Origin of the sequence: Pseudothermotoga sp. U03pept, assembly GCF_051235805.1 — a bacterium.
Taxonomy (GTDB): domain Bacteria; phylum Thermotogota; class Thermotogae; order Thermotogales; family DSM-5069; genus Pseudothermotoga_B.
Genome location: NZ_JBPNXV010000002.1, coordinates 72,510 through 92,585, shown reverse-complemented (window position 1 = coordinate 92,585; position 20,076 = coordinate 72,510). Strand labels below are relative to the sequence as shown.

The window sequence follows — 20,076 nt, the reverse complement described above, 5'->3', positions numbered from 1 at the left end:
TTGATTTCAAAAAACCATTCTCTTGCCAAGTCCGAAAACATACAAAAAGGGACATCTGTATACTTTTAATAAAATTCTTGCCCTGAGAGTTTGAAGATTCACGAATTAAATGTCACAGTCTTGATTTTCTCTTTCAGTTACCTTCAGCTTCAGTTATTTGCTGTCAAGAACGAAAATTGTTCTGGTGCACAAGAATTGTTGCAGGCAAAACAACGCTTGCGCAGCAATTACGCTGCCCTAATGCTAAAGCTGTAATAACGGTGAATCTTTCAACCCCAAGAAGCCTCACTTTGTGGTTTCTTTACCCTTCCGTCTACCACGCCAATAGACTATCGCTGCAGCTACGAAACACATCACTGTGCTGATGGGTGTGAACGTGCAGTGTGCGTAATATCCTATCAAACAAGGTTTGCTCGCCCCAGGTATGGGTAAGAGTGTCCAGACGCCCAAACCTATCCACACGATGAACATTATCCAGTGTTTCTTGTTCATTTTCTCCCCCCTCTGTGCAGCTGTTGATGTGATTGAATCTATACTTTATCTTTTCTATTATTATACTTTCTCTCTTGTTGGAACAACACAAGCTTCCACAGCTTGGCTGAAAGAAAACAGTCAATCAACGTCCATCGAGCTCTATATCCAAACATCATCATGAGCATGATTCCTACTAACATCACCATCGTTTGACCAAGTGTATCCAGCCACGATGTAGCCTTTATCTGTCGCCTTAATCACCGCCGCATCCATTCGGGCATTTCTACCATAGATTGTTTGAAGGATTACATCACCAGAAAACGCTCAAAACCAACTGAGCGCCAAAATTAATGGTGGCGTCTGCTGTTCGCCACCATTATCTCGTATTAACTACAACCTAAAAATCAAGCTTCATGCATTTGGCTTTTACACCGTCAATGAGATTTAATCTTTGACAGAGTTCTTGGTGTTTTGATTCACTACCAACAAGCTCAAGAATAATCAGACCAGATGGTGAACAACTCTCGCCTGCTCCCTCGTGGAGCCCCAGACGCGTCTTAATGTAGCAACCGAACTCTGTCAAAAGCTTTTGAACCTCAACGGCAGCCTTTTCTCTCTTGCCAACAAGGATTGCCATTATCGTTCTTACTGAGATCTCTTCCATCTTTGTTAGCACCCCCTCTCATTGACATAATGATCTTATCATAAAAAGAAACGTAGAATCAAGCGAATCTTCACAGTTATCAATCTTCTGCGTGATGGTCTGAAACTCCTTTCGTAACTAAAAAGGAAAACAATGAACCTCACAGAACGCGGTTCAAAGACAGAAAACCTTTCCTGGGTAAAAAGTTACAATGAAGAAATCCTCGATCTCAAAGACGCTGAAAGAGCTTCTTTTCAAAGCAATCATCTTTCAACATCGAAACGACATGGTTTACTGATAATTCATTGAAGGTTCTGTCCTGCGCCAAGACAGGCTTTTGCAGTTTCCCTGCGAAAGTTTTTCAACGTTGTTTGTTATGCTCGAATTCATGATCTCACACTCTTGGAGCACCTCGATATTTTCTGCAAGCTCATGATTGATGGCTGAAGGTTCATAAAATATTTTTCGGACGTAGCATTCATAATTCCCGATGATTTCACATAAATGGACATCTTTTGAGAAGTTGACTTCGAACGAATGAAGATTGACTTGCTGCTTGTGATAGAGTTGCTCTTGAACATCTGGTCGTCAAAATCAATTAGTCGATAACTTGTGGTTTCGTCTTTGAGCAGGTGCTTTAAATCTTCCACAACAGTTATGGCTTGTGAGCAAATATAAGACACTGTGATTATCAATCTTGAGTAGTCTTTTTCACTCTTGGATCGACGATGAATTTGAGAAGATAGAAAAGGTTGAAGATGCCTACCGCACTCGTTATAAAAAAAGGTGTACCGTACCCAAAGGCATCGATCATCTTTCCACAGATCAGCGGTGCTACGAAGGAAAAGGGTGCTGTCAAGAAATAGAGTGAACCCATGTAGAGTTCTTTGCGCTTGCCGGAGGTTAAGTCCAGAGTGATTGCCATGCTTCCAACGTTGCCTGTCGTGTTCACTATACCCATGAACGCATACACAACGTAAGCTTGAACTACACTTTTAGAGAGTAGTGCAGTAATTATTGCTGAAACATAAAAGACCTTGCTTATGAGTAAGTTCAGTTTGTGCCCCATTTTGTCTCCCAGAGGTCCAAAGACAAAGGATGAAAGACCTTGAGAAGACAGAACCACTGCCGTGAAGATCGCAGCGGCATCATCGGGAAGTGAAAGCTTCCTTAAAAGGTACACCGTCACAAAGCCACTCGAGCTGAAGGTGAAGCTGTTGATAATTCTCTCTATGAGGAAATTTTTGAAGTTCTTGTCTTTGAAAACAGATTTCATCTTTCGCATGTAATCGATAACAGGTTCATCGTCATAGACTCGTCTGTCTGGAACTTCCCTTGTGAGTGCCAGAAAGAGAAGGGATAACATGAAGAAGATGAAACCTACGAAGAACACATAAGCGAAATTCTTCGGAAAAGGATGATTTGCCAGCAGACTCTTTGCAATGAGCGAGCCACCTATGCCAAGTATCGCTCCAAGACCACTGCCCATAGCGAAATAAGTGCCTCTTCTTTGTGGTTCAATGACCTTTTCTATCATGCTCATCCAAGGTGGTCCCAGAAAACCCATCGCAAAGACAGCAATGCCCATCATCGAGATTGAAAGATACAGTGAGAGTTTGGATGAAGAACCGACCAGATACAAACTGATGAGTGCCATGAAAAGATAAGGAATTCTTTCAAGCATCGTCACCTTAAGAACAAGATTCAGTTTTCTGGCAGATCTTTCTGCATATTTTGCACCCCAGATCGCTGGTATTCCCCAGCCCAAGTTTGTTATGGCTGAGATGAGACCAAGTTCAATGTTTGATGCACCAAGGTTCTTGGCAAAGACGGGAAACAAAGTGAAAACAGAACCAAAGGTCATACCAACGCTAAAAAACGCGTTATCGATACAGTTGACAATGAAATTCCAGCGATAATCCTTTTGTGTAAGTTCTCTGATCTCTGCACCTTTCACGAATTTGAACAGAATAATTCACTCTCCTAAAGAATCGTACTACAAACTTTCAGTAAGGTCTCTTATCTCATTTTGAAGTTTTCGTTGATTTTCGCTCAAAACATTGTCTGAAGATATTTTGTTGAACCATTGCTTTGAAAAGAGAAAACTGTCATTTTCTGAACACTTGAGTATGCTAAACAGAAATGCCTTTCCTCTTTATCATCACCGTCTTGGGTGTTCTATAAAGACTTTGATATTCTTTTCTTGCAGCAATGACAACCGCTCGATTCTAACTCTTCGAGTGAATCAAGATTTCGTTAAGCCAACAACTTCAAGAAAGTTGCTTTTTCTGAACAGTTGCGGTACTCTATCAGCTGTTTCAAGCTGTCTTCAATGTTCTCACCTGCTTCGCTTGTTGGGTTTGCCATCTTTCATATTCTTCATTAAGCAAAGTGGAACCTGCATTCTCCTGCTTTAGTTTCAGAGCAGTTAAGCCTTTCATTCTTCGTTCACTTTGAAGGTTTTATATTAAACCGATTGACAAAATATGTAACATATGGTAGAAAGATGGTAGGAAATTTTCTATCATGAGCCATTATGCGAAAAATATTTTCACTTAATAAGGGGGTGTTTTTATGAGGCGATGGTTTGTTGTTCTTGCGCTGGTATTATCTGTAGTCTTTGTCTTGGCAAAGGTCAACTTTGGTTCTACCCAAATGACACCTGCGGCTGAACGAGAGTTCATGATCAGATTACTGGGTGACTTTGCAAAAACTTCGGGTGTTGAAATTGAGTTTTTGAACTTTGAGTACACAGATTTGCTGAGCAGAGTTGAAGCTGAGCAAAAGGCTGGAAGGATAGTTCTAAATCTCATAGCAGATCTTCAAAGTGGTCTTTACACAATGGGTTCAAAAGGCTTACTCACAGATCTTTCGCAAGTAAAACTTGAGGGCAAGACCTTTGTTTCAACCTTTGAAAGGTACACCTATGCTGGAAACCAAAAGGTATTCTTCCCGTGGTTGCAGGCAACCTTTGCGATGGCAATCAACAAAAAGGCATTTGATTACTTACCCAAGGGTCTAACCAAAGATGATGTGATGAACGCAACAGAAAAATGGACTTATGACAACTTGCTTGAATGGGCTAAGAACATGCAAGAGAAAACAAAGAGACCACAACTTGGCTTTCCTCTTGGTCCAAAGGGGCTGTGGCACAGGTTCCTGCATGGCCATATCTATCCGTCCTACACAGGTGCGCAGGCGGTGAAATTTGACAGCGTAAAAGCAATCGAGATGTGGAACTATCTGCGTGAACTGTTCAAATACGTTCATCCAGCAGCCACCACTTGGGACAATATGGACCAACCACTTCTTAGAGAAGAGGTTCTCTTAGCGTGGGATCACACTGCCAGAATAAAACAAGCGATCGTCGAAAGACCCAATGACTTTGTCGTTGCTCCAGTTCCACGTGGTCCGATGGGAAGAGGTTACATAATCGTTCTGGTTGGTCTGTCAGTTCCAAAAGGTGCAGATATGACTGAGCCATTGAAACTTCTGGATTTCCTGACCAGTCCAAAGGCTCAGACAGCAATCTTAGAAAATATTGGGTTCTTCCCAGTAGTTCAAGAGGCAACCGGTCAGATTCCCGAAGGTGGTTTGAAGATCCTCGCACAAGGCGTTGTAAGCCAATCTGCTGCAGCTGATTCAATCATCTCCTTCATACCTGGACTTGGAGCAAAAGGTGGAGAGTTCAACGAAACTTATCGACAGGCTTTCACAAGAATTGTCTTTAACAAAGAAGACCCAGCCAAGGTTATAGGAGAACTCGGTGAGAAGATCAGAGGACTGTTCAAAGAAGTTGGAGCACCGTTGCCTGAACCAGACTCAAGTCTGTTCTAAATAACTGCAGGTGGCGTCTGCCACCTGCATATACGTTCTTGGGAGTGACTTGAATGAGAAGAGCAGAGAGCTTAACACCGCTTTTGTTGCTACTGCCCGCTCTTGCATACCTTTTGGTTTTCATTGGTTATCCAATCATTGGAACCTTTCAGCTTTCATTCAGCAATCCAAAAGGGTGGCTTGAAAACTTCAAATATGTCTTTCTCTCAAGGGACTTCAGGAATGCATTTTTCAACACGATACTTTTAGGTGCTGTGGTTATACCAATTCAGTTTGTTTTGGCAATGGCACTTGCACTTTTGGTAAACAAGAAATTCAAAGGCTACAATGTGCTTTTGTACATAATCGCCACACCGCTTGCTCTAAGTGATGTTACAGCGGCGTTGATAAGTTATTCGATCTTTGCTCCAAATGGCTATTTGAATAAGATCTTGATGAAATTGAACTGGATAGAGTACCCAATGTACTTCTTTGGATATATGTTCAAATCTCGAGAGTTTTTGGTCATAGTTTTGACGGAGGTCTGGAGGGCTACCCCACTGGTCTTTGTCATACTGCTTGCTGGTCTGCAATCGATAAACAGAGAATACTTAGAGGCTGCCGATGTCTTTGGATTTTCTTCTTGGCAGAAACTCACAAAGATCACATTACCTCTACTCAAGCCATCGATCGTCTCGGCGCTGCTTGTTAGAACACTTTTCGCATTTCAAATCTTTGGTGTTGTGTGGCTTTTGGCGGGTAGAGATATCACCGTGCTGGCTGGTGAAACTTATTACTGGTACGTTTTTATGAACAACCGAAATGTGGCGAGCACTTATGCTTTGATCATAGCAGTACTGACCTTCATAGTGGGCTGGTTCTACATTGGGACGATTCGTTCCAAATACCTTGAAGAAGGTGTTAGGGCATGAGAAAGTTCTTTTACGTGCTTGCCTTTGTTGGCGTTGTGTTGTGGTTCTTGGGACCTTTGTTCTTCGTGTTTTTGGCTTCTCTGACTCCTTCTTCAGATTTCTATATGATGGGGAAGATCTTTCCAAGCAAACTGACCTTTGAGCACATCCTCAAATTGCTCGTGAATCTCGGTGGGTGGAGAGCTCTGTTGGTCAGTCTCCAAGTTGCCTTGATAGCCATAGCAATTTCCTTTGCACTCGGTATTCCAGCAGGCTATGCCTTGACCAGGTTTGTCTTTCGTGGAAAGAATCTGTTAAAGCTCTTGATGTTGTTTACAAGATCAATACCACTCGTTGTGATAGCCGTTTCACTTGTGACAATCTATCTGAGGTTGAATCTGGCAGACACCGTAATTGGTGTGGGACTTTCACACGCTGCGATGGTTCTGCCCTTTGTTGTTCTGATAACCTCGAGTATATTCTCTGGTGTCTTTGTGGAATATGAAGAAGCAGGTATGATCTTTGGTCTTTCAAGATTTGGTGCCTTTTTGAGAATCACCATGCCGCTTGCCCTGCCTGGGCTTGCTGCGTCTGCAATCTTTGCCTTCATCATGTCGTGGAATGAGGTCTTTGCAGCCTCTGTGTTGGCTATAACAAATAGGACGCTGCCTGCACACATACTGAGCACAGCGATGGCTTCTCCTGACTATTTCAAATTTGCGGCAGGAACGATCATGGCAGTTCCCGCGATGGTTTTTATATTCATCATAAGGAAATACTTGATATCAATGTGGGGAATCTCCCTCAAATGACGAGGTGATACAGTTGGCAAGAGTAACTGTAGAAAACGTCAAGAAGTACTTTGGTGCTGTGAAAGCCCTCGATGGTGTAAGCCTTGTTGTTGAAGATGGTACTTTCGTCGTCTTGCTTGGACCGTCTGGTTGCGGAAAGACAACCCTTATGAGATGCATCTCTGGTCTGGAAAGGTTGACCGACGGACGAATCCTTTTCGATGAGAGAGATGTGAGTCAGATAGCACCAAAAGATAGAAATGTTGCGATGGTCTTTCAAAGTTATGCTGTTTGGCCACATATGAAAGTTAAGGAAAATATAGCGTATCCTCTCAGATTGAAAAAAGTACAAAGATCAGAGATAGAAGAGAGAGTAAAGTGGGTAGCTGAACTGCTCCACATAACCGAATTGCTGGATAGATTTCCGTCACAACTCTCTGGTGGTCAAAGACAGAGAGTTGCCGTGGCGAGAGCTATCGTTCACAGACCATCTGTTTTGCTCATGGACGAGCCTCTCTCCAACTTGGATGCGCTTTTGAGAGTGAGAATGAGAAGTGAGCTGAAGAAGCTCCATGAACAAGTGAAGGTCACGACGATCTACGTTACACACGATCAAACGGAAGCGATGACTATGGGAGACAAGATAGCAGTGATGAACGCAGGAAGAATAATTCAGTTTGGTACTCCAGAAGAGATATACAAAAAACCCAGAACCATCTTTGTTGCAGGATTTGTTGGCTCACCACAGATGAATTTTCTAAAAATGAAGGTAACTTCCAAAGACACTCAGTTCTTTGCCGAAGGTTTTGGCATGAGTATACCACTAAAAAGAAATCCAGAGAGAGAATATGTCATCGTGGGCATCAGACCAGAGCACATATCTCTCGAAAAGAAGAGTAGATCAGTACCTGTAACTTCGAAGGTTTATTTTGCCGAAAAACTGATGTCTGAGACAGTACTGCATTTATCCTTAAATGAAGATAAGAGCATTGTTGCCAAGGTACCGTACGATCTTTCTGTGAAAGAAGAAGAAAAGATAGAGATCAACATCGATCTTGATGCTGTACATCTTTTCGATCCGTCTACAGAGGAGAGGATTGAACTTTGAACCATCTCATCTGCCACACTCACTGGGACCGAGAATGGTTTGCTCCTTCATCTGTCACAAACAAATGGCTCAGAGAGCTTTTTGAGAATCTTTTCAAATTAATCGAGCAGAACAGAAGTTATGTGCATGTTCTCGATGGACAAACGCTGATTCTGGAAGACCTTCTTAAAGAGTCAAGAGATTTAGAAAAAGAGGTAAGAAAGTTTGTTGAAAGAGGAAATCTCCTGATAGGTCCATTCTATGCACAGATAGATTTTAGATTGTCCTCAGAAGCTGCGATTCTCAAAAACTTAGAAATAGGCAAAAAAGATATGGAGAACTTCGGTGTGTCAAACCATGTAGCCTGGGCTGTTGACAACTTTGGCTTTGTTTCACAGCTTCCACAGATACTGAAGATCTATGGTGTTGAAGATATCTTCCTATGGCGAGGTGTAAGGATGGCTGAACCGTCGCTGGAATTTTTGTGGCACTCTGTCGATGGTTCCCAAGTCAGATGCATCTTTCTTTTGGGTGGTTATAGAAACCTGTACGGACTCAGATTGACAAAAGATTTAGCAGAAAAAAGATTACATCACGAAAAAGAGAAACTAAAGCCTTTTTCTAAGTCAGACCAGATACCCCTACTGGATGGGTACGATTTAGAAACAAAGCCTGAAGATCCTTCTATGGTACTCAGAGGAATTTCTCTTTCTTCACCAAAGATGATGATTGAGAAAGCCTTTTCAAAGTCATTGAACTTTCCGAATGTGACTGGAGAACTGCTCAGTGGTAAGTATGCGTGCGTCTTTCCAGGGACGCTTTCTACAAGAAGTTATTTGAAGAGGCAATCTTATGCAGTTGAGAAACTTCTAAGATACACCGAGTTTCTTGGTTTGCTCAGTTCAAAGCAAAAAGGCGAATTATACAGAGAGTACTTGAAAACACTTGTGCACGACAACATCTGTGGTGTTGGAATAGATCTGGTGCATGAAAGCATGTCAAAGACGTACAGAAAGCTCTATGTGAATCTGAGAAAGAATTTGAGAGAACAACTCGAAGAACTCTTGAAAAGGACAGATCTTCGAAAGGGCACCTACGCACTGTCTTTCTCACCTTACAGTTACGATCTTTGGTATGCAAACGATAGAGCCTGCTACAGATTGAAAAGTAGTGGGGTAGGATTGTTCAAAATCAAAGACTTTGACAAACACAGTGATGATCTTTCATTGAGTTTCAAGAACGATTATTACACCGCACAATTTCAAGAAGATGGAACTTTGAAAGTCAATGGCATCGTCACTGGTATCTTAATGCTTCAAAAAGAACTCGGTGATGCCTATTCAACCTTCACAGAAGATGTAGATTTCTCTGTTTATTTGGAAAATATACAGACCGAAAGAACTGGAAAAAACCATAAAGTAGTGAGTTTAAAGAGAACTTTGAAGGCAAAAGGTATTCTGATAAAGACTCAAGAAAGGGTGATCTTTGACCAATCACCTTTGATCAAGTGGCAAATAAAGGTAGATTCGAGAGGCAAACAATACACACTGATCTTCGCAGTTCAAACACAAGATAAAGATTCCAAAGTCTTTGCAAAGATGTCATTTGAGATCGTTCAAAGGGAAAGGAAGGACAAAGATCTGTTGACAGAAAAAGTCGATCGGCAACTTGAAAGAGTTTTGCTTGCGGCGCGAGAGACTGGTTTTGCTTCGAAATTTCCGTTCCAGGGTTTTGTGGCGCTTTCAAACAAAGAGAAAACGAAAGCTGTCATGGCGCGTGGGGTTCATGAATATGAGGTCGACGAAGAAGGTTTGATAAAAATCACTCTCATCAGGAGTGTTGAGTGGATAGCCAAGAAAGAGGTTAAAGGTCGAAGTGGCGATGCAGGACCTTTGATGCTCGTACCTGGCGCAAGGTGTGAAGGTTGCATGGATTTTGAATTAGCCATCTGTGAGCTGAAAGAAGATGCAAGATCATCCCAGTTTATGAAGTGGTACTACCTTTTCGATGACTCACCAATACGCCTCAGTCTGTCTTCTGCTATGGGTGATTCTGATACGATGACTTTATATTCAAGTCAGCTACCGTGGGTTTGTGAACAAAACGGTAGGCTTGCAGTATACAATCCATTCCCAAAAACCATCGATGGTTTAGAAGCTGGCAAGGTATCTTCGGTTGAATTGAAAATCTTCAAAGCAAGAGCAAAGCAAGTTATCAAGTTCAAGACCTTTGATTTTCCGTCTTTTCCACACTTTAACGCTCATTCAAGAAAGAGTGACAAAGATATCAACACACTGAACAAAATGATCAATGAGGTTGAGAAAGAGATCGAAGAGTTTAGAGATAAACTTCAAAAAGTTGATCTCGAAAACAAAACTTATCATTCGCTGATGCATGGCTTTCTCACTCAAAGCAGAACCTTGCTGGAGTTAAAAATTTCAAGAGAACTGATCAAGGGAAGAATGCCAAGGAAACTGATGAGACAGTTGAATGAAGCAAGATCAAAAAAGAGAATCTATGACTACATAGTTGAACTGCAAAAGGAGGAATGATCATGGAGTATTACAACGATCTGCCAGAAGATCTTGAGAATTGTGAAATTGTCGTAGGCATACCAAGCTTCAACAACGCACAAACGATTGCTCACGTTGCAAAAGTTGCCGCAGAAGGTATAACCAATCTTGGGCTGAAAGGCTTGATCGCCAACTCAGATGGTGGTTCTACCGATGGAACGATCGAACGGTTTCTTTCGGTTCAAACCGAGCCTGTAAGAAAATTCTCTATCAGATACAAAGGATTTTCTGGCAAAGGCAGTGCTGTTCGTGCACTCTTTGAGATTGCCCACAGAGTGAAAGCGAAGGTTTTCATAATGCTCGACTCAGATTTGAGAAGCGTCGAGCCGTGGTGGATTGAGCGACTTGCAAAACCAATTCTCGATGGTAAGACACAGTACATCGCACCGCTCTATCTCAGACACAAATACGATGGCACAATAACGAACAACATCTGTTACCCACTCACCTGTGCATTGTACGGTGTGAAGGTTCGCCAGCCAATCGGCGGTGATTTCGGCGTTGGTAGAGAACTTTTTGAAGTCTATTTGGAAAAACCTGCCTCTGTGTGGCAAACAAATGTAGCCAAATTCGGTATCGACATATGGATGAGCACCATTGCAATTAATGAGTCCTCAAAGAGACCAATGCAAGCTGCGCTTGGAGCAAAGGTGCACGATGTCAAAGACCCTGGTAAACATCTTCAGGGCATGTTCATTCAAGTGGTTCAAACACTCTTTGATCTGATGATTGAATACGAAAGTAGATGGAAAGCCGTTGAAGAACTCACAGCAACTGAGGTATACGGAGAGCAACCCACCCAGCACGTAGAAGAGATCGTTGTTGATCTAAAAGCTCTAAAAGAAAGGGCAAAGAACGAGCTGAAAGAAAAAGCAGAAGATCTTCATTTTGTTTCAAAGCAGATCGTCGAAGGAGTTATCAACACAGGTACGATTCAGCCGATCGATTGGGTTGAAACAGTCTACAGTGCTGCATTAGAATACAAGAAGACAAGAAAAGAAGAGACAGTTCTGAAGCTCCTGCCATTTTACTTTGCAAGAGTTGCAGATTTTGTTGAAAAAACCAAAGATATGAGTAGTGAAGAGGCTGAAAGACTCATTGAAGAACAGCTCGAATTGTTTAGAGATCGCAAAAAGGAGTTTCTTAAGAGGTGGTTTGGTTGATATTAGATTATCTGCTTGGTATTTACGACAGATTGAGCGAAACTGAGAAGAAGGTTGCATCTTACATATTGGAGAGACCCGATGATGTGATTCATTACTCGATAACAGAATTCTCAAGAATAGTGGGCGTAAGCGAAACCACCATATACAGGTTGATTAGAAAGATGAAGTTCGACGGCTATCAGTCTTTCAAGATAGAGCTCACCAAGCAGACCAGTGGTGCAAAAGTCGCTGCTTACGGCACAAAAGACACCTTTGAAGATTACATAGCGCAGATAAAATCACTCGTAGAGCGTTTAGAGACTGTCCTGAAGAAAGAAGACCTACAAAGGGTTGCACAGTGGGTTGTTCACTCACAAAAGACGATCTTTTTCGGTGTGGGGCTTTCGGCAGTTGTAGCCGAGTATGGAAGCTTGCTGCTGTCACTTTTGGGAATTCCATCCTTTTATTACAACGATCCACACGTCCAGGTCATTGTGGCAACTGGTTTGTGTGAGAAAGACCTTGTGATATCTGTGAGCCACAGCGGGAACATCAGAGACACGGTAAAATCAACACAGGTCGCAAGAGACGTCGGGGCAAAGACCGTTGCAATAACCGCTGGAATAAATTCACCGCTCTCATCTACCGCGCAGATAACTCTTTACAGCCCCGTTGCAAGATTTGAAAAGTATGAATTTCTGCGAGGAAACCTTGGAGAAATGGCGGTTGTTGAGATACTCTTTCAAATGATCCTCAAAAACACACTTGCAGATAAGACAGATTATTTGGATGATCTTTCAGAAGTTCTCAAGCCCAAAAGATACGAAGGTGAAAGAGAATGAAGATAGGGCTTTTGCACTTCAGAGTTGGAGAAACGGACGGTGTTTCTCTTGAGATGGATAAATGGAAGGTAGTTCTTGAGAGATTGGGACACGAAGTTATTTACATCGCTGGAGAACTAAAGGAAGTTGCAGGTGTAGAGATACCATCGCTGTCGATGAAAAACGAAACCAATCTGTGGATTCACACCAATGCCTTTGAGAAACTCTCAACAGATGAAGAAAGCTTCATCAAAACCTTTGAAGAATATGTTGAGCGAATCTACACAGAACTTGAAGAAAGTGTACCGCCGATAGATCTTCTCGTAGTGAACAACGTACTCTCGTTGGGGTTCAATCTCGCTGCGGCTGTTGCTGTAACTTGCTACGCAAAAAGAAAAAGAATAAAACTCTTGGGACATCACCATGATTTTTACTGGGAGAGAGAAAGATATTCAAAGCCTCAGAACCAATTTGTTCAAGAGATTTTAAGCAATTACTTTCCCCCAAAGAGTGATAACATCTTTCATGTAACGATCAACACTCTGGCAAAAAGAGAGCTTCTTCAACGCAAAGCAATTGAATCAACGGTTATACCGAATGTCTTTGATTTTGACCAACCTGCCTGGGTGATAGATGACTACAACAGAGATCTTAGGGAGAAACTCGCTATAGGTGAAGATGATCTGGTGATCTTGCACGGCACAAGGATCGTCGAGAGAAAAGCCATAGAGATAGCTATGGATTTTGTTGAGGAATTCAAGAAGATTGAAGATCGAACAGTCCACTTTGTCGTGGCTGGTTTTGCCGAAAAAGAGTCCTTGGGATACTACGAAAGACTTTTGAAAAAATCACAGCAGATGAGTTTTAAAACACACTTTGCCCACCAAATGGTGAGACAGAGTAGATATCTTGATGATAGAAAGTATTACTCACTTTGGGACATGTACGCCATCGCCGATGCAGTGACCTACACTTCACTGTTAGAAGGATGGGGCAATCAGTTGATCGAAGCAGTTTTTGCAAGAAAACCTTTGGTTGTCTTTGAATACCCTGTTTATAAGTCAGATATCGCGCCGCTTGGTTTTGATTTCATCTCTTTGTCTGACAGAGCAATCTACAACAAAGAAAAAGCTCTGTATGAAGTTGAAAACACTGTACTAAAGAAAGCAGCATCAGAACTGAAGATGTTACTTTATAACGAAAAACTTCTACAAGAAAAAGTTCAACGCAACTTTGAAATAGGCAAAAAGTATCTTTCTTTGCAAAGCTTGCAAGAAAAGGTGAAAGAAGTTCTCATCAAAGCTGCATTCTCATGATCTCTTGATACGCTTGTACTATCCTATTTCTCACCTCGTTAGTGAGCCTCAGCGCAATTGTCGCCTTTTCTGCCTCGATTATGACTTCGTGTATGTTGCTTATCTTTCCAAGTGCAAAGTCTGCAGAGGCTTGTTCTGCGCTTTTTTGTACTTGATTCACCTTGTCAAGAGCATCTTTTAGAATACTTGCGAAATCTACCTCACTCTTTTTCTGTGAACCCTGCCCCAATGAACTCACATTCTGATTAACATTAGATATTCTCTCGATCATTCAATCATCCCCTCCCTATCTGAAGGGCACTACTGATCATCGCTTTTGTTACATTAAAAGCAGCCACATTGGCATCATAAGATCTCTGTGCACTAATCAAGTCTACCATTTCTCTGAGCACATTTACATTCGGCATACTAACATAACCATTTTCATTGGCATCGGGATGGGTTGGATCATAAACCAACCTAAAAGGCGATGGATCCTCTTCGATTCTTGTAACCTTCACACCACTGCTCTTGATCTTACCTACGCCCATCAAATACTCTGAAAAGATCGGCACTCGCCTTCTGTATGGAGTACCCTGCTCGGTTCTCGTGCTTTCCGAGTTAGCTATATTGCTGGAGATCACGTCGATTCTAAGCCTTTGTGCCGTCATTCCTGAGGCACTCACGTTGAGCGTTAGAAACTCATTCATAAAATCACACGCTCCTCAGCACTATGTTGTAGAATTCTATGTTCTTAGACATCAATCTGGAGAGCACCTCATACCTCAGACCGTTGGCTGTCATCTGCGAGATCTCGAAATCTATATCTACACCACTTTCGTCATTTTTGTAAAAAAATGCTTCTTCCTGCTTCACTTGGGGTTGTACTGGCTGCTGAACCCTCTGAATGTGCGATTTGTTAGTGTTAGAGAGCTGTAACTTCAAAGACTCTTGAAGTAACTCTTCAAAGACAACGTATTTTCTCTTATAGCCGGGTGTCTCGGCATTAGCTACGTTTTGGGCATGGACGTTTTGCCTGAGCATTGCTACATCCATAGCTGTTTTTATTATCTGAAAATTCGCATTGTACAACCTTTTCACTCCCTGAGTATCTGTTCTACAAGAGACCTTCTTTTTCCTAAAAGCTCGGCGGACTCACCACCCAGATTCCCACAGCAGTCACTTTTCCAACATTTCTCCATTTGTGCGGTATCGTAGATGGATAGGTTATGCTGTCACCCTCGTTGAGCAAGATAGTTTTATCCCCTAAGGAGATCTCAACAGAGCCTTGAATAACGATGCCAGATTCGATTCCTTCGTGTGAATAGAACTTTTGACCACTGTCGTGACCTGGTTCAAGATATGAAACAAACATCGAGTAAGCCTTGTTCTTTGCCGAAAGAAGTTCGTAAGTAAGACCCGAAGATACGAAAACCCTTCTTCTTTCACTCTTTCGAACAATTCCCTTCATCGCTTGTTCGCCAACGTCTTGTTCTACCAAAGAGATAATAGTTTCACCGAGTGCAGCAAGTATCTTTTTAAGAGTGCCAAGCGATGGTGAAACTCTGCCATGTTCGATTTGGCTTATCAAACCTGGTGTGACACCTGTCAACTTTGCCAGTTCTCTAACGGTCATACTCTTCGACTGTCTCAGTGCCCTTATCTTTTGACCAATGTTGTCAAGTTCGTTACCACTCATATATCACACCCCTTTCCCGACCAAGAAAGTCAAATCACCATATAGATTTCTGAGCCTGCTGAATTCTCCTTCGTCGTAGAATTTTATTTTACCAGAACCGAAATATTTTGCCACTTCAACGCAAAAACGAGCCGCAAGTTCTATATCTGTCTCGTGTGAAGCTCCTGTTGCACACCCCGCCACCGCTGTCTCTGTGGTGATCGCCACGCCTACAACGGGAACATCAAGTTTAACAGTACAAGGTTGCATTATACTGTTTATATGATACACACCATTCCCATAGGGTGTGATATCTTGAATTGTTATTGGTAGAACAAACGGCATCGTTCCACATACTCTTTCGTACACATCGAGTAAATCATCTGCTACCTTTAGTATATAACCTCTGAGCACCGTTGGAGAAATCGCAAAACCCCTCCTTTTGGCAATGCGATTTCCCTTAGTTGTGTCCAATGAAAGAATGGCATTTAAATCTCTGTTCAACATAAGTTTCAGGGACTCTTTCACGCCAATGGGAGAGTCCATGAAGGGCACAGGCTTATGTTCAATCGTCGGCGCATCAGGACAGATGTGTGTTGCAACGTAGACATCGCCTGGAAGAATCTCCCCGACCTTTCTCATCTGTGCAATCTTCAAAGCTGCCGACAAAGCTGCGATCGCTCCATCTGCGTCGCTCACCAAACCAACCATCTCTGGTCTTGCTCCAACGCCGCCAAGTTGACCAACGATACCAAGAACTGGCGCATCTTTGTTCAGCCCCTGTATTGTTATTCTCACTATGTCTGTCTTACCGCGAGCGGTAACCACTCGTTCGTACTGTGCATCCACACCTTCGTAATCACTGAACAGATCACACACCGACCTTCCGTCGACCTTTGGACTGTCGAGTAACTCCATAACTCTCTCAACTTGAAAGAGCATCGTTCATACCTCCCTTTTGTACAAGTGGCATCTGACCTTTCTGTTGTCAAGATCAACGAGTTCTGGTTTTTCTTGACATCTTTCAAAACAGAGAGGACATCTTGTCTTGAAGGGACATCCCTTTGGAGGATTGAGCGGACTTGGTATCTCACCTTTGATCGAAAACTTTGATAAATTGTCTAAGCCAGGCTTTGGTACAGACTCAAGCAATGCCTTCGTGTAAGGATGCAAGGGTTTGTGAATGATATCCTCTGTCCTGCCAATTTCCATTATCTGACCAAGGTACATAACCATCGTGTGATCAGACAAGTGGTTGACGATCTTCAAATCGTGCGTGATGAGTATGTATGTCAGCTGATATCTCTCCTTCAGTTCTACGAGCAAATTCAGTATCTGAGCCTGTACAGAAACATCGAGTGCCGAAGTGGGTTCATCGAGTATGAGCAGCTTGGGCTTCAACACCAAAGAGCGCGCTATTGCAACTCGCTGCTTCTGACCTCCACTCAGTTGATGTGGATATTTCACAAGCACCTCTTCTGTCAGTCCAACAGATCTGACGATGTCGAGAACTAATCTTCTTCTCTCCCTTTTGCTCACAGTATTTTGTATGCGCAAGCCCTCTTCAACGATGAAAGAGACTGTTTTTCTGGGGTCGAGTGAGGTATCTGGATCTTGAAAGACCATTTGTATATCACGATTCTTCGAAGGATCTTCCAAAGGCTTCTCGTTGTAGAATATCTGCCCACCAGAAGCTTTGTATATCCCACTGAGAATACGCGCAATCGTTGACTTTCCAGAGCCACTCTCACCAACTATGCTGAAGATAGAGCCAGCTTCAACTTCAAAAGAGACTTCGTACAAAGCCCTCAAGAACTTCGTTGGCTTTCCAAAGACACTGAATTCAACAGGAAAAGATTTGGAAAGATTCTCAACCCTCAGGAGCATTCAATCTTCAACTCCTTCGTACAGCCAACATTTAACCTGTCTACCTTTTATCGAAAAGAGAGGTGGTTCGCTTTCAACACACTTTTTCATCCTTTGTTGGCATCTTGGGTGAAACCTGCAACCACTGGGTGGATCTATCAAACTGGGAACATTACCCTCGATCGATTTCAATCTCGTCTTTCTCTCTTTCATATCTGGTATCGATGAGATCAATCCCGCGGTGTATGGATGCAGAGGTTTTTCAAAAAGCTCTTTCATTGGAGATATTTCACAGATCTTTCCTGCATACATCACGATTATTCGGTCTGCAATCTGTGATATGACACTTAAATCATGACTGATGAAGAGTATCGAAGTTTTTGATTGACTCTTCAGCTGTTTGAAGAGCTGTATTATCTGTGCCTGTATGGTTACATCGAGGGCAGTGGTCGGTTCGTCTGCAATCAGTAACTTTGGTTCACACAGCATCGCCATCGCTATCATCACTCTTTGTCTCATACCTCCGCTGTACTCAAAAGGATATCTTTTCACCATCTCCTCAGGATCGGCAATTTGAAGCTGTTTCATTATCTCGACAACTTTTTCAATCGCTTGTTTGTGAGAGATACCGTAATGCTCTTCAAGAACCTCGGTAAGTTGTTTCCCGATCTTCATATTTGGGTTCAAAGAATTCAGCGGATTCTGAAAGACCATGCTGATCTTCTTACCACGCGGGTGTTCATCGACCTTCAATAGGTCTGTCCCATCGAAGATAATCCTGCCTCTCAAAATCCTTCCTTGCGGCTTTGGCACAAGACCCATTATCGCCAAAGCTGTAACGCTCTTGCCAGAACCACTTTCCCCTACAAAACCCACACACTCGTTTTCCATCACAGTGAATGAAACACCGTCTGGTGTTCTGAATTTCGCCTTAGAGATCTTGAACTCCACTACCAAATCTTCCACAGTCAAGAGAGGGTTCAAAAATCTCTCCTCCTCTGGACAAAGTACTCTTTGACTTCTTTAAGAAGTTCTTTGTCGTTCACAAGATCGTAGACAGTGAATGCGAGTGCCTTAGTTGCCCTGATCATCGCTTGATATCCATACTCTGAGTTAGAAGCCAGTGCAAACTCCTTTGTGTGAGTTGGCACAATCTTTTCACCTGTGATGTTGACATAGGCATGTATTGCCGGAACAACTTGAGTCACAGCCCCCATGTCTGTAGAACCAACACCTTGTTCATAAGTTCTCATACTGACCTTTTCACCAACAAGTTTGTAGTTCTCTTCAAGTGTCTTTGCAAGAGGAACGTTCACATAAACCTCTGGCATTTCTTCTTCTACTGTGATCTTGCTCGTACAGCCCGTCATCTTGCAAGAACCTTCTACCAAAGAACGTAGTTTTTCTTCCAGGAAATTCACTTCTTCCATCTTCAAAGCCCTCAGTCCCAGCTCGGCACTCGTGTACTCTGGAATGGTATTGAAGGACTGTCCACCGTTGGTTATGATCCCGTGAACTCTCACTTTCTCTGGTAGCTGTTGTCTGAGCAAACCTATAGAATTGAACAAGAGTACCATTGCATCGAGTGCATTGACGCCTTTTGCTGGATCTGCTGCTGCGTGGGCAGATTTGCCAAAGAACTCTATCTTGTAACGTCTTATAGCGTAGGCAATATCAAAACCCGTGCTCATCGATGCGGGGTGTATCATCATTGCAACGTCCACATCCTTGAAAACGCCAGCCTTTATGAGATCTTTCTTTCCAGCCCCGTGCTCCTCTGCGGGACAACCCACAACGACGAGGGTGAAAGGTAAAGTTTCAAAAGCATACTTCAAACCAATAGCAGCACCACAGCTCATAACACCTATCATGTTGTGTCCACAGGCATGACCTATCGCCGGCAATGCGTCATACTCTGCCAAGAGAGCTATCTTGGGAGTGCCGCTACCAGCAACGGCAATGAAAGAAGTTGCAAGCCCAGCAACACCTCTTTGCACTGAAAATCCATTCTCTTCCAACAGATTCGCCAGCAGCTGCGAAGATTTCACTTCCTGATATGAAAGTTCCGCCAATTGAAAGATTGTCTGAGCTGTTTTTACAAAGCTCTCTTTTAGCAAATCGATCTGCGCTGCAATCTTGTCTTTCAATTTCACCACCCCTTCAGCTCTTCAGTCGTGGATCGAGTAAATCCCTCAAGCCGTCACCGAGTATATTGAAACCAAGACAGGTGATCAAGATGGCAAGACCTGGGAAGATCGCCATGTGAGGTGCTGTCTGAAGATAACTCTTCGCCTCAGAAAGCATGCTTCCCCAAGATGGCGTTGGAGGTTGAATCCCAAGACCAAGAAAACTCAAAGTCGCCTCGCTGATGACAGCGCCTGCAAAGTTCAACGAAGAGTAGACGATGAGAACAGGTATGATATTGGGTACTATGTGCTGAAAGATTATCCACAAATTTGAGGCACCCATAGACTTTGCTGCGAGAACAAATTCCTCGTTCTTCACATTCATGACAGCGCTTCTGATCACCCGAGAAAAACTTGGTACCATCACAATTCCTATCGCAAGCATCGCATTGAAAAGTCCTGCACCCAAAACAGCCATCATCGCTATTGCAAGAAGCACATATGGGAAAGACAAAAGAGCATCGGTGAATCTCATGATTAAAGCATCGATAAAACCACCAAAGTAACCTGCCACTATTCCAAGCGAGGTACCAATCAACGCCCCTATTCCGACTGCTATCACACCTACCAAGAGTGAGATCCTACTTCCATAGACCAAACGAGAGAATATATCCCGCCCATAATCGTCTGTACCAAGAATGTGGTTACCTTCACCGGGTTTTGCAAAGATATAAAAGAAATCCATTTCATCGATCGGATGAGTTGCAATGATCGGAGCAAAGAGCGCAGAAAAAACATTTATGAGTATTATTACAAGTCCAAAGACAATTTGTTTGTTCAGCATTCGCAT

General features: G+C 42.7%; 20 protein-coding genes. 8 read left to right on the top strand and 12 right to left on the bottom strand.

Annotation, left to right across the window (positions count from 1 at the left end; translation table 11 throughout):
- Nucleotides 1–285: 285 nt before the first annotated feature.
- The 3 genes from ACSFC1_RS10375 to ACSFC1_RS10365 all read right to left on the bottom strand — a co-directional run bounded on the left by ACSFC1_RS10375 (nucleotide 286) and on the right by ACSFC1_RS10365 (nucleotide 3,074).
- Entirely contained in the window at nucleotides 286–492 is a 207-nt protein-coding gene (locus ACSFC1_RS10375; protein WP_435566111.1) for a hypothetical protein, read from the bottom strand.
- 379 nt (nucleotides 493–871) lie between these two features.
- Nucleotides 872–1,138 (bottom strand): hypothetical protein, encoded by a 267-nt coding sequence (locus tag ACSFC1_RS10370; RefSeq protein ID WP_435566110.1) that lies wholly within the window; start codon nucleotides 1,136–1,138, stop codon nucleotides 872–874.
- Nucleotides 1,139–1,808: 670 nt separating this feature from the next.
- Nucleotides 1,809–3,074, bottom strand: a complete 1,266-nt coding sequence (locus ACSFC1_RS10365) for an MFS transporter (RefSeq protein ID WP_435566109.1) — start codon at nucleotides 3,072–3,074, stop codon at nucleotides 1,809–1,811.
- 617 nt (nucleotides 3,075–3,691) lie between these two features.
- On the opposite strand from ACSFC1_RS10365, the gene ACSFC1_RS10360 reads away from it, so the two are divergent.
- The 8 genes from ACSFC1_RS10360 to ACSFC1_RS10325 are packed head-to-tail and all read left to right on the top strand — an operon-like array spanning nucleotide 3,692 to nucleotide 13,577.
- Nucleotides 3,692–4,954 (top strand): ABC transporter substrate-binding protein, encoded by a 1,263-nt coding sequence (locus ACSFC1_RS10360; protein ID WP_435566108.1) that lies wholly within the window; start codon nucleotides 3,692–3,694, stop codon nucleotides 4,952–4,954.
- Between the two features lie 53 nt (nucleotides 4,955–5,007).
- Nucleotides 5,008–5,865, top strand: a complete 858-nt coding sequence (locus ACSFC1_RS10355) for a carbohydrate ABC transporter permease (protein WP_435566107.1) — start codon at nucleotides 5,008–5,010, stop codon at nucleotides 5,863–5,865.
- Nucleotides 5,862–6,656 carry a carbohydrate ABC transporter permease gene (locus tag ACSFC1_RS10350; RefSeq protein WP_435566106.1) on the top strand — a complete coding sequence of 265 codons (795 nt, stop codon included), beginning with the start codon at nucleotides 5,862–5,864 and terminating at the stop codon, nucleotides 6,654–6,656. Before ACSFC1_RS10355 ends, ACSFC1_RS10350 begins: the two co-directional genes overlap by 4 nt.
- A 13-nt stretch (nucleotides 6,657–6,669) precedes the next feature.
- Nucleotides 6,670–7,743, top strand: a complete 1,074-nt coding sequence (locus tag ACSFC1_RS10345; protein WP_435566105.1) for an ABC transporter ATP-binding protein — start codon at nucleotides 6,670–6,672, stop codon at nucleotides 7,741–7,743.
- Nucleotides 7,740–10,274: a glycoside hydrolase family 38 C-terminal domain-containing protein gene (locus ACSFC1_RS10340; RefSeq protein WP_435566104.1), complete on the top strand. Its 2,535-nt coding sequence runs from the start codon at nucleotides 7,740–7,742 to the stop codon at nucleotides 10,272–10,274. The genes ACSFC1_RS10345 and ACSFC1_RS10340 overlap by 4 nt, the downstream gene beginning before the upstream one ends.
- 2 nt (nucleotides 10,275–10,276) lie before the next feature.
- Complete coding sequence (locus ACSFC1_RS10335) at nucleotides 10,277–11,458, top strand: glycosyltransferase family 2 protein (protein WP_435566103.1); 1,182 nt, start codon at nucleotides 10,277–10,279, stop codon at nucleotides 11,456–11,458.
- Complete coding sequence (locus ACSFC1_RS10330) at nucleotides 11,446–12,282, top strand: MurR/RpiR family transcriptional regulator (protein WP_435566102.1); 837 nt, start codon at nucleotides 11,446–11,448, stop codon at nucleotides 12,280–12,282. Before ACSFC1_RS10335 ends, ACSFC1_RS10330 begins: the two co-directional genes overlap by 13 nt.
- Nucleotides 12,279–13,577: a glycosyltransferase gene (locus ACSFC1_RS10325; protein ID WP_435566101.1), complete on the top strand. Its 1,299-nt coding sequence runs from the start codon at nucleotides 12,279–12,281 to the stop codon at nucleotides 13,575–13,577. The genes ACSFC1_RS10330 and ACSFC1_RS10325 overlap by 4 nt, the downstream gene beginning before the upstream one ends.
- On the opposite strand, the gene fliE is transcribed toward ACSFC1_RS10325, so the two are convergent.
- The 9 genes from fliE to ACSFC1_RS10280 are packed head-to-tail and all read right to left on the bottom strand — an operon-like array spanning nucleotide 13,558 to nucleotide 20,076.
- Nucleotides 13,558–13,848 (bottom strand): flagellar hook-basal body complex protein FliE, encoded by a 291-nt coding sequence (fliE, locus tag ACSFC1_RS10320; protein WP_435566100.1) that lies wholly within the window; start codon nucleotides 13,846–13,848, stop codon nucleotides 13,558–13,560. The genes ACSFC1_RS10325 and fliE overlap by 20 nt on opposite strands.
- A gap of 4 nt (nucleotides 13,849–13,852) precedes the next feature.
- On the bottom strand, nucleotides 13,853–14,266 hold the full coding sequence (gene flgC, locus ACSFC1_RS10315; protein ID WP_435566099.1) for a flagellar basal body rod protein FlgC: 414 nt from the start codon (nucleotides 14,264–14,266) through the stop codon (nucleotides 13,853–13,855).
- Nucleotides 14,267–14,270: 4 nt separating this feature from the next.
- A complete protein-coding gene (gene flgB / locus ACSFC1_RS10310; RefSeq protein ID WP_435566098.1) occupies nucleotides 14,271–14,648 on the bottom strand; it encodes a flagellar basal body rod protein FlgB in 378 nt (125 codons plus the stop codon).
- A 46-nt stretch (nucleotides 14,649–14,694) separates the two neighbouring features.
- Nucleotides 14,695–15,255, bottom strand: a complete 561-nt coding sequence (locus ACSFC1_RS10305; RefSeq protein WP_435566097.1) for a cupin domain-containing protein — start codon at nucleotides 15,253–15,255, stop codon at nucleotides 14,695–14,697.
- Between the two features lie 3 nt (nucleotides 15,256–15,258).
- Nucleotides 15,259–16,176, bottom strand: a complete 918-nt coding sequence (locus tag ACSFC1_RS10300; protein WP_435566096.1) for a DUF1177 domain-containing protein — start codon at nucleotides 16,174–16,176, stop codon at nucleotides 15,259–15,261.
- 3 nt (nucleotides 16,177–16,179) lie between these two features.
- Entirely contained in the window at nucleotides 16,180–17,121 is a 942-nt protein-coding gene (locus ACSFC1_RS10295) for an ABC transporter ATP-binding protein (protein ID WP_435566095.1), read from the bottom strand.
- Nucleotides 17,122–18,084, bottom strand: coding sequence for an ABC transporter ATP-binding protein (locus ACSFC1_RS10290; protein WP_435566094.1), 963 nt, complete (start codon nucleotides 18,082–18,084; stop codon nucleotides 17,122–17,124).
- Nucleotides 18,081–19,253 (bottom strand): M20 family metallopeptidase, encoded by a 1,173-nt coding sequence (locus ACSFC1_RS10285; RefSeq protein WP_435566093.1) that lies wholly within the window; start codon nucleotides 19,251–19,253, stop codon nucleotides 18,081–18,083. Before ACSFC1_RS10285 ends, ACSFC1_RS10290 begins: the two co-directional genes overlap by 4 nt.
- Nucleotides 19,254–19,260: 7 nt before the next feature.
- The gene (locus ACSFC1_RS10280) at nucleotides 19,261–20,076 is read right to left on the bottom strand and encodes an ABC transporter permease (RefSeq protein ID WP_435566092.1); all 816 of its coding nucleotides are present in this window, start codon (nucleotides 20,074–20,076) and stop codon (nucleotides 19,261–19,263) included.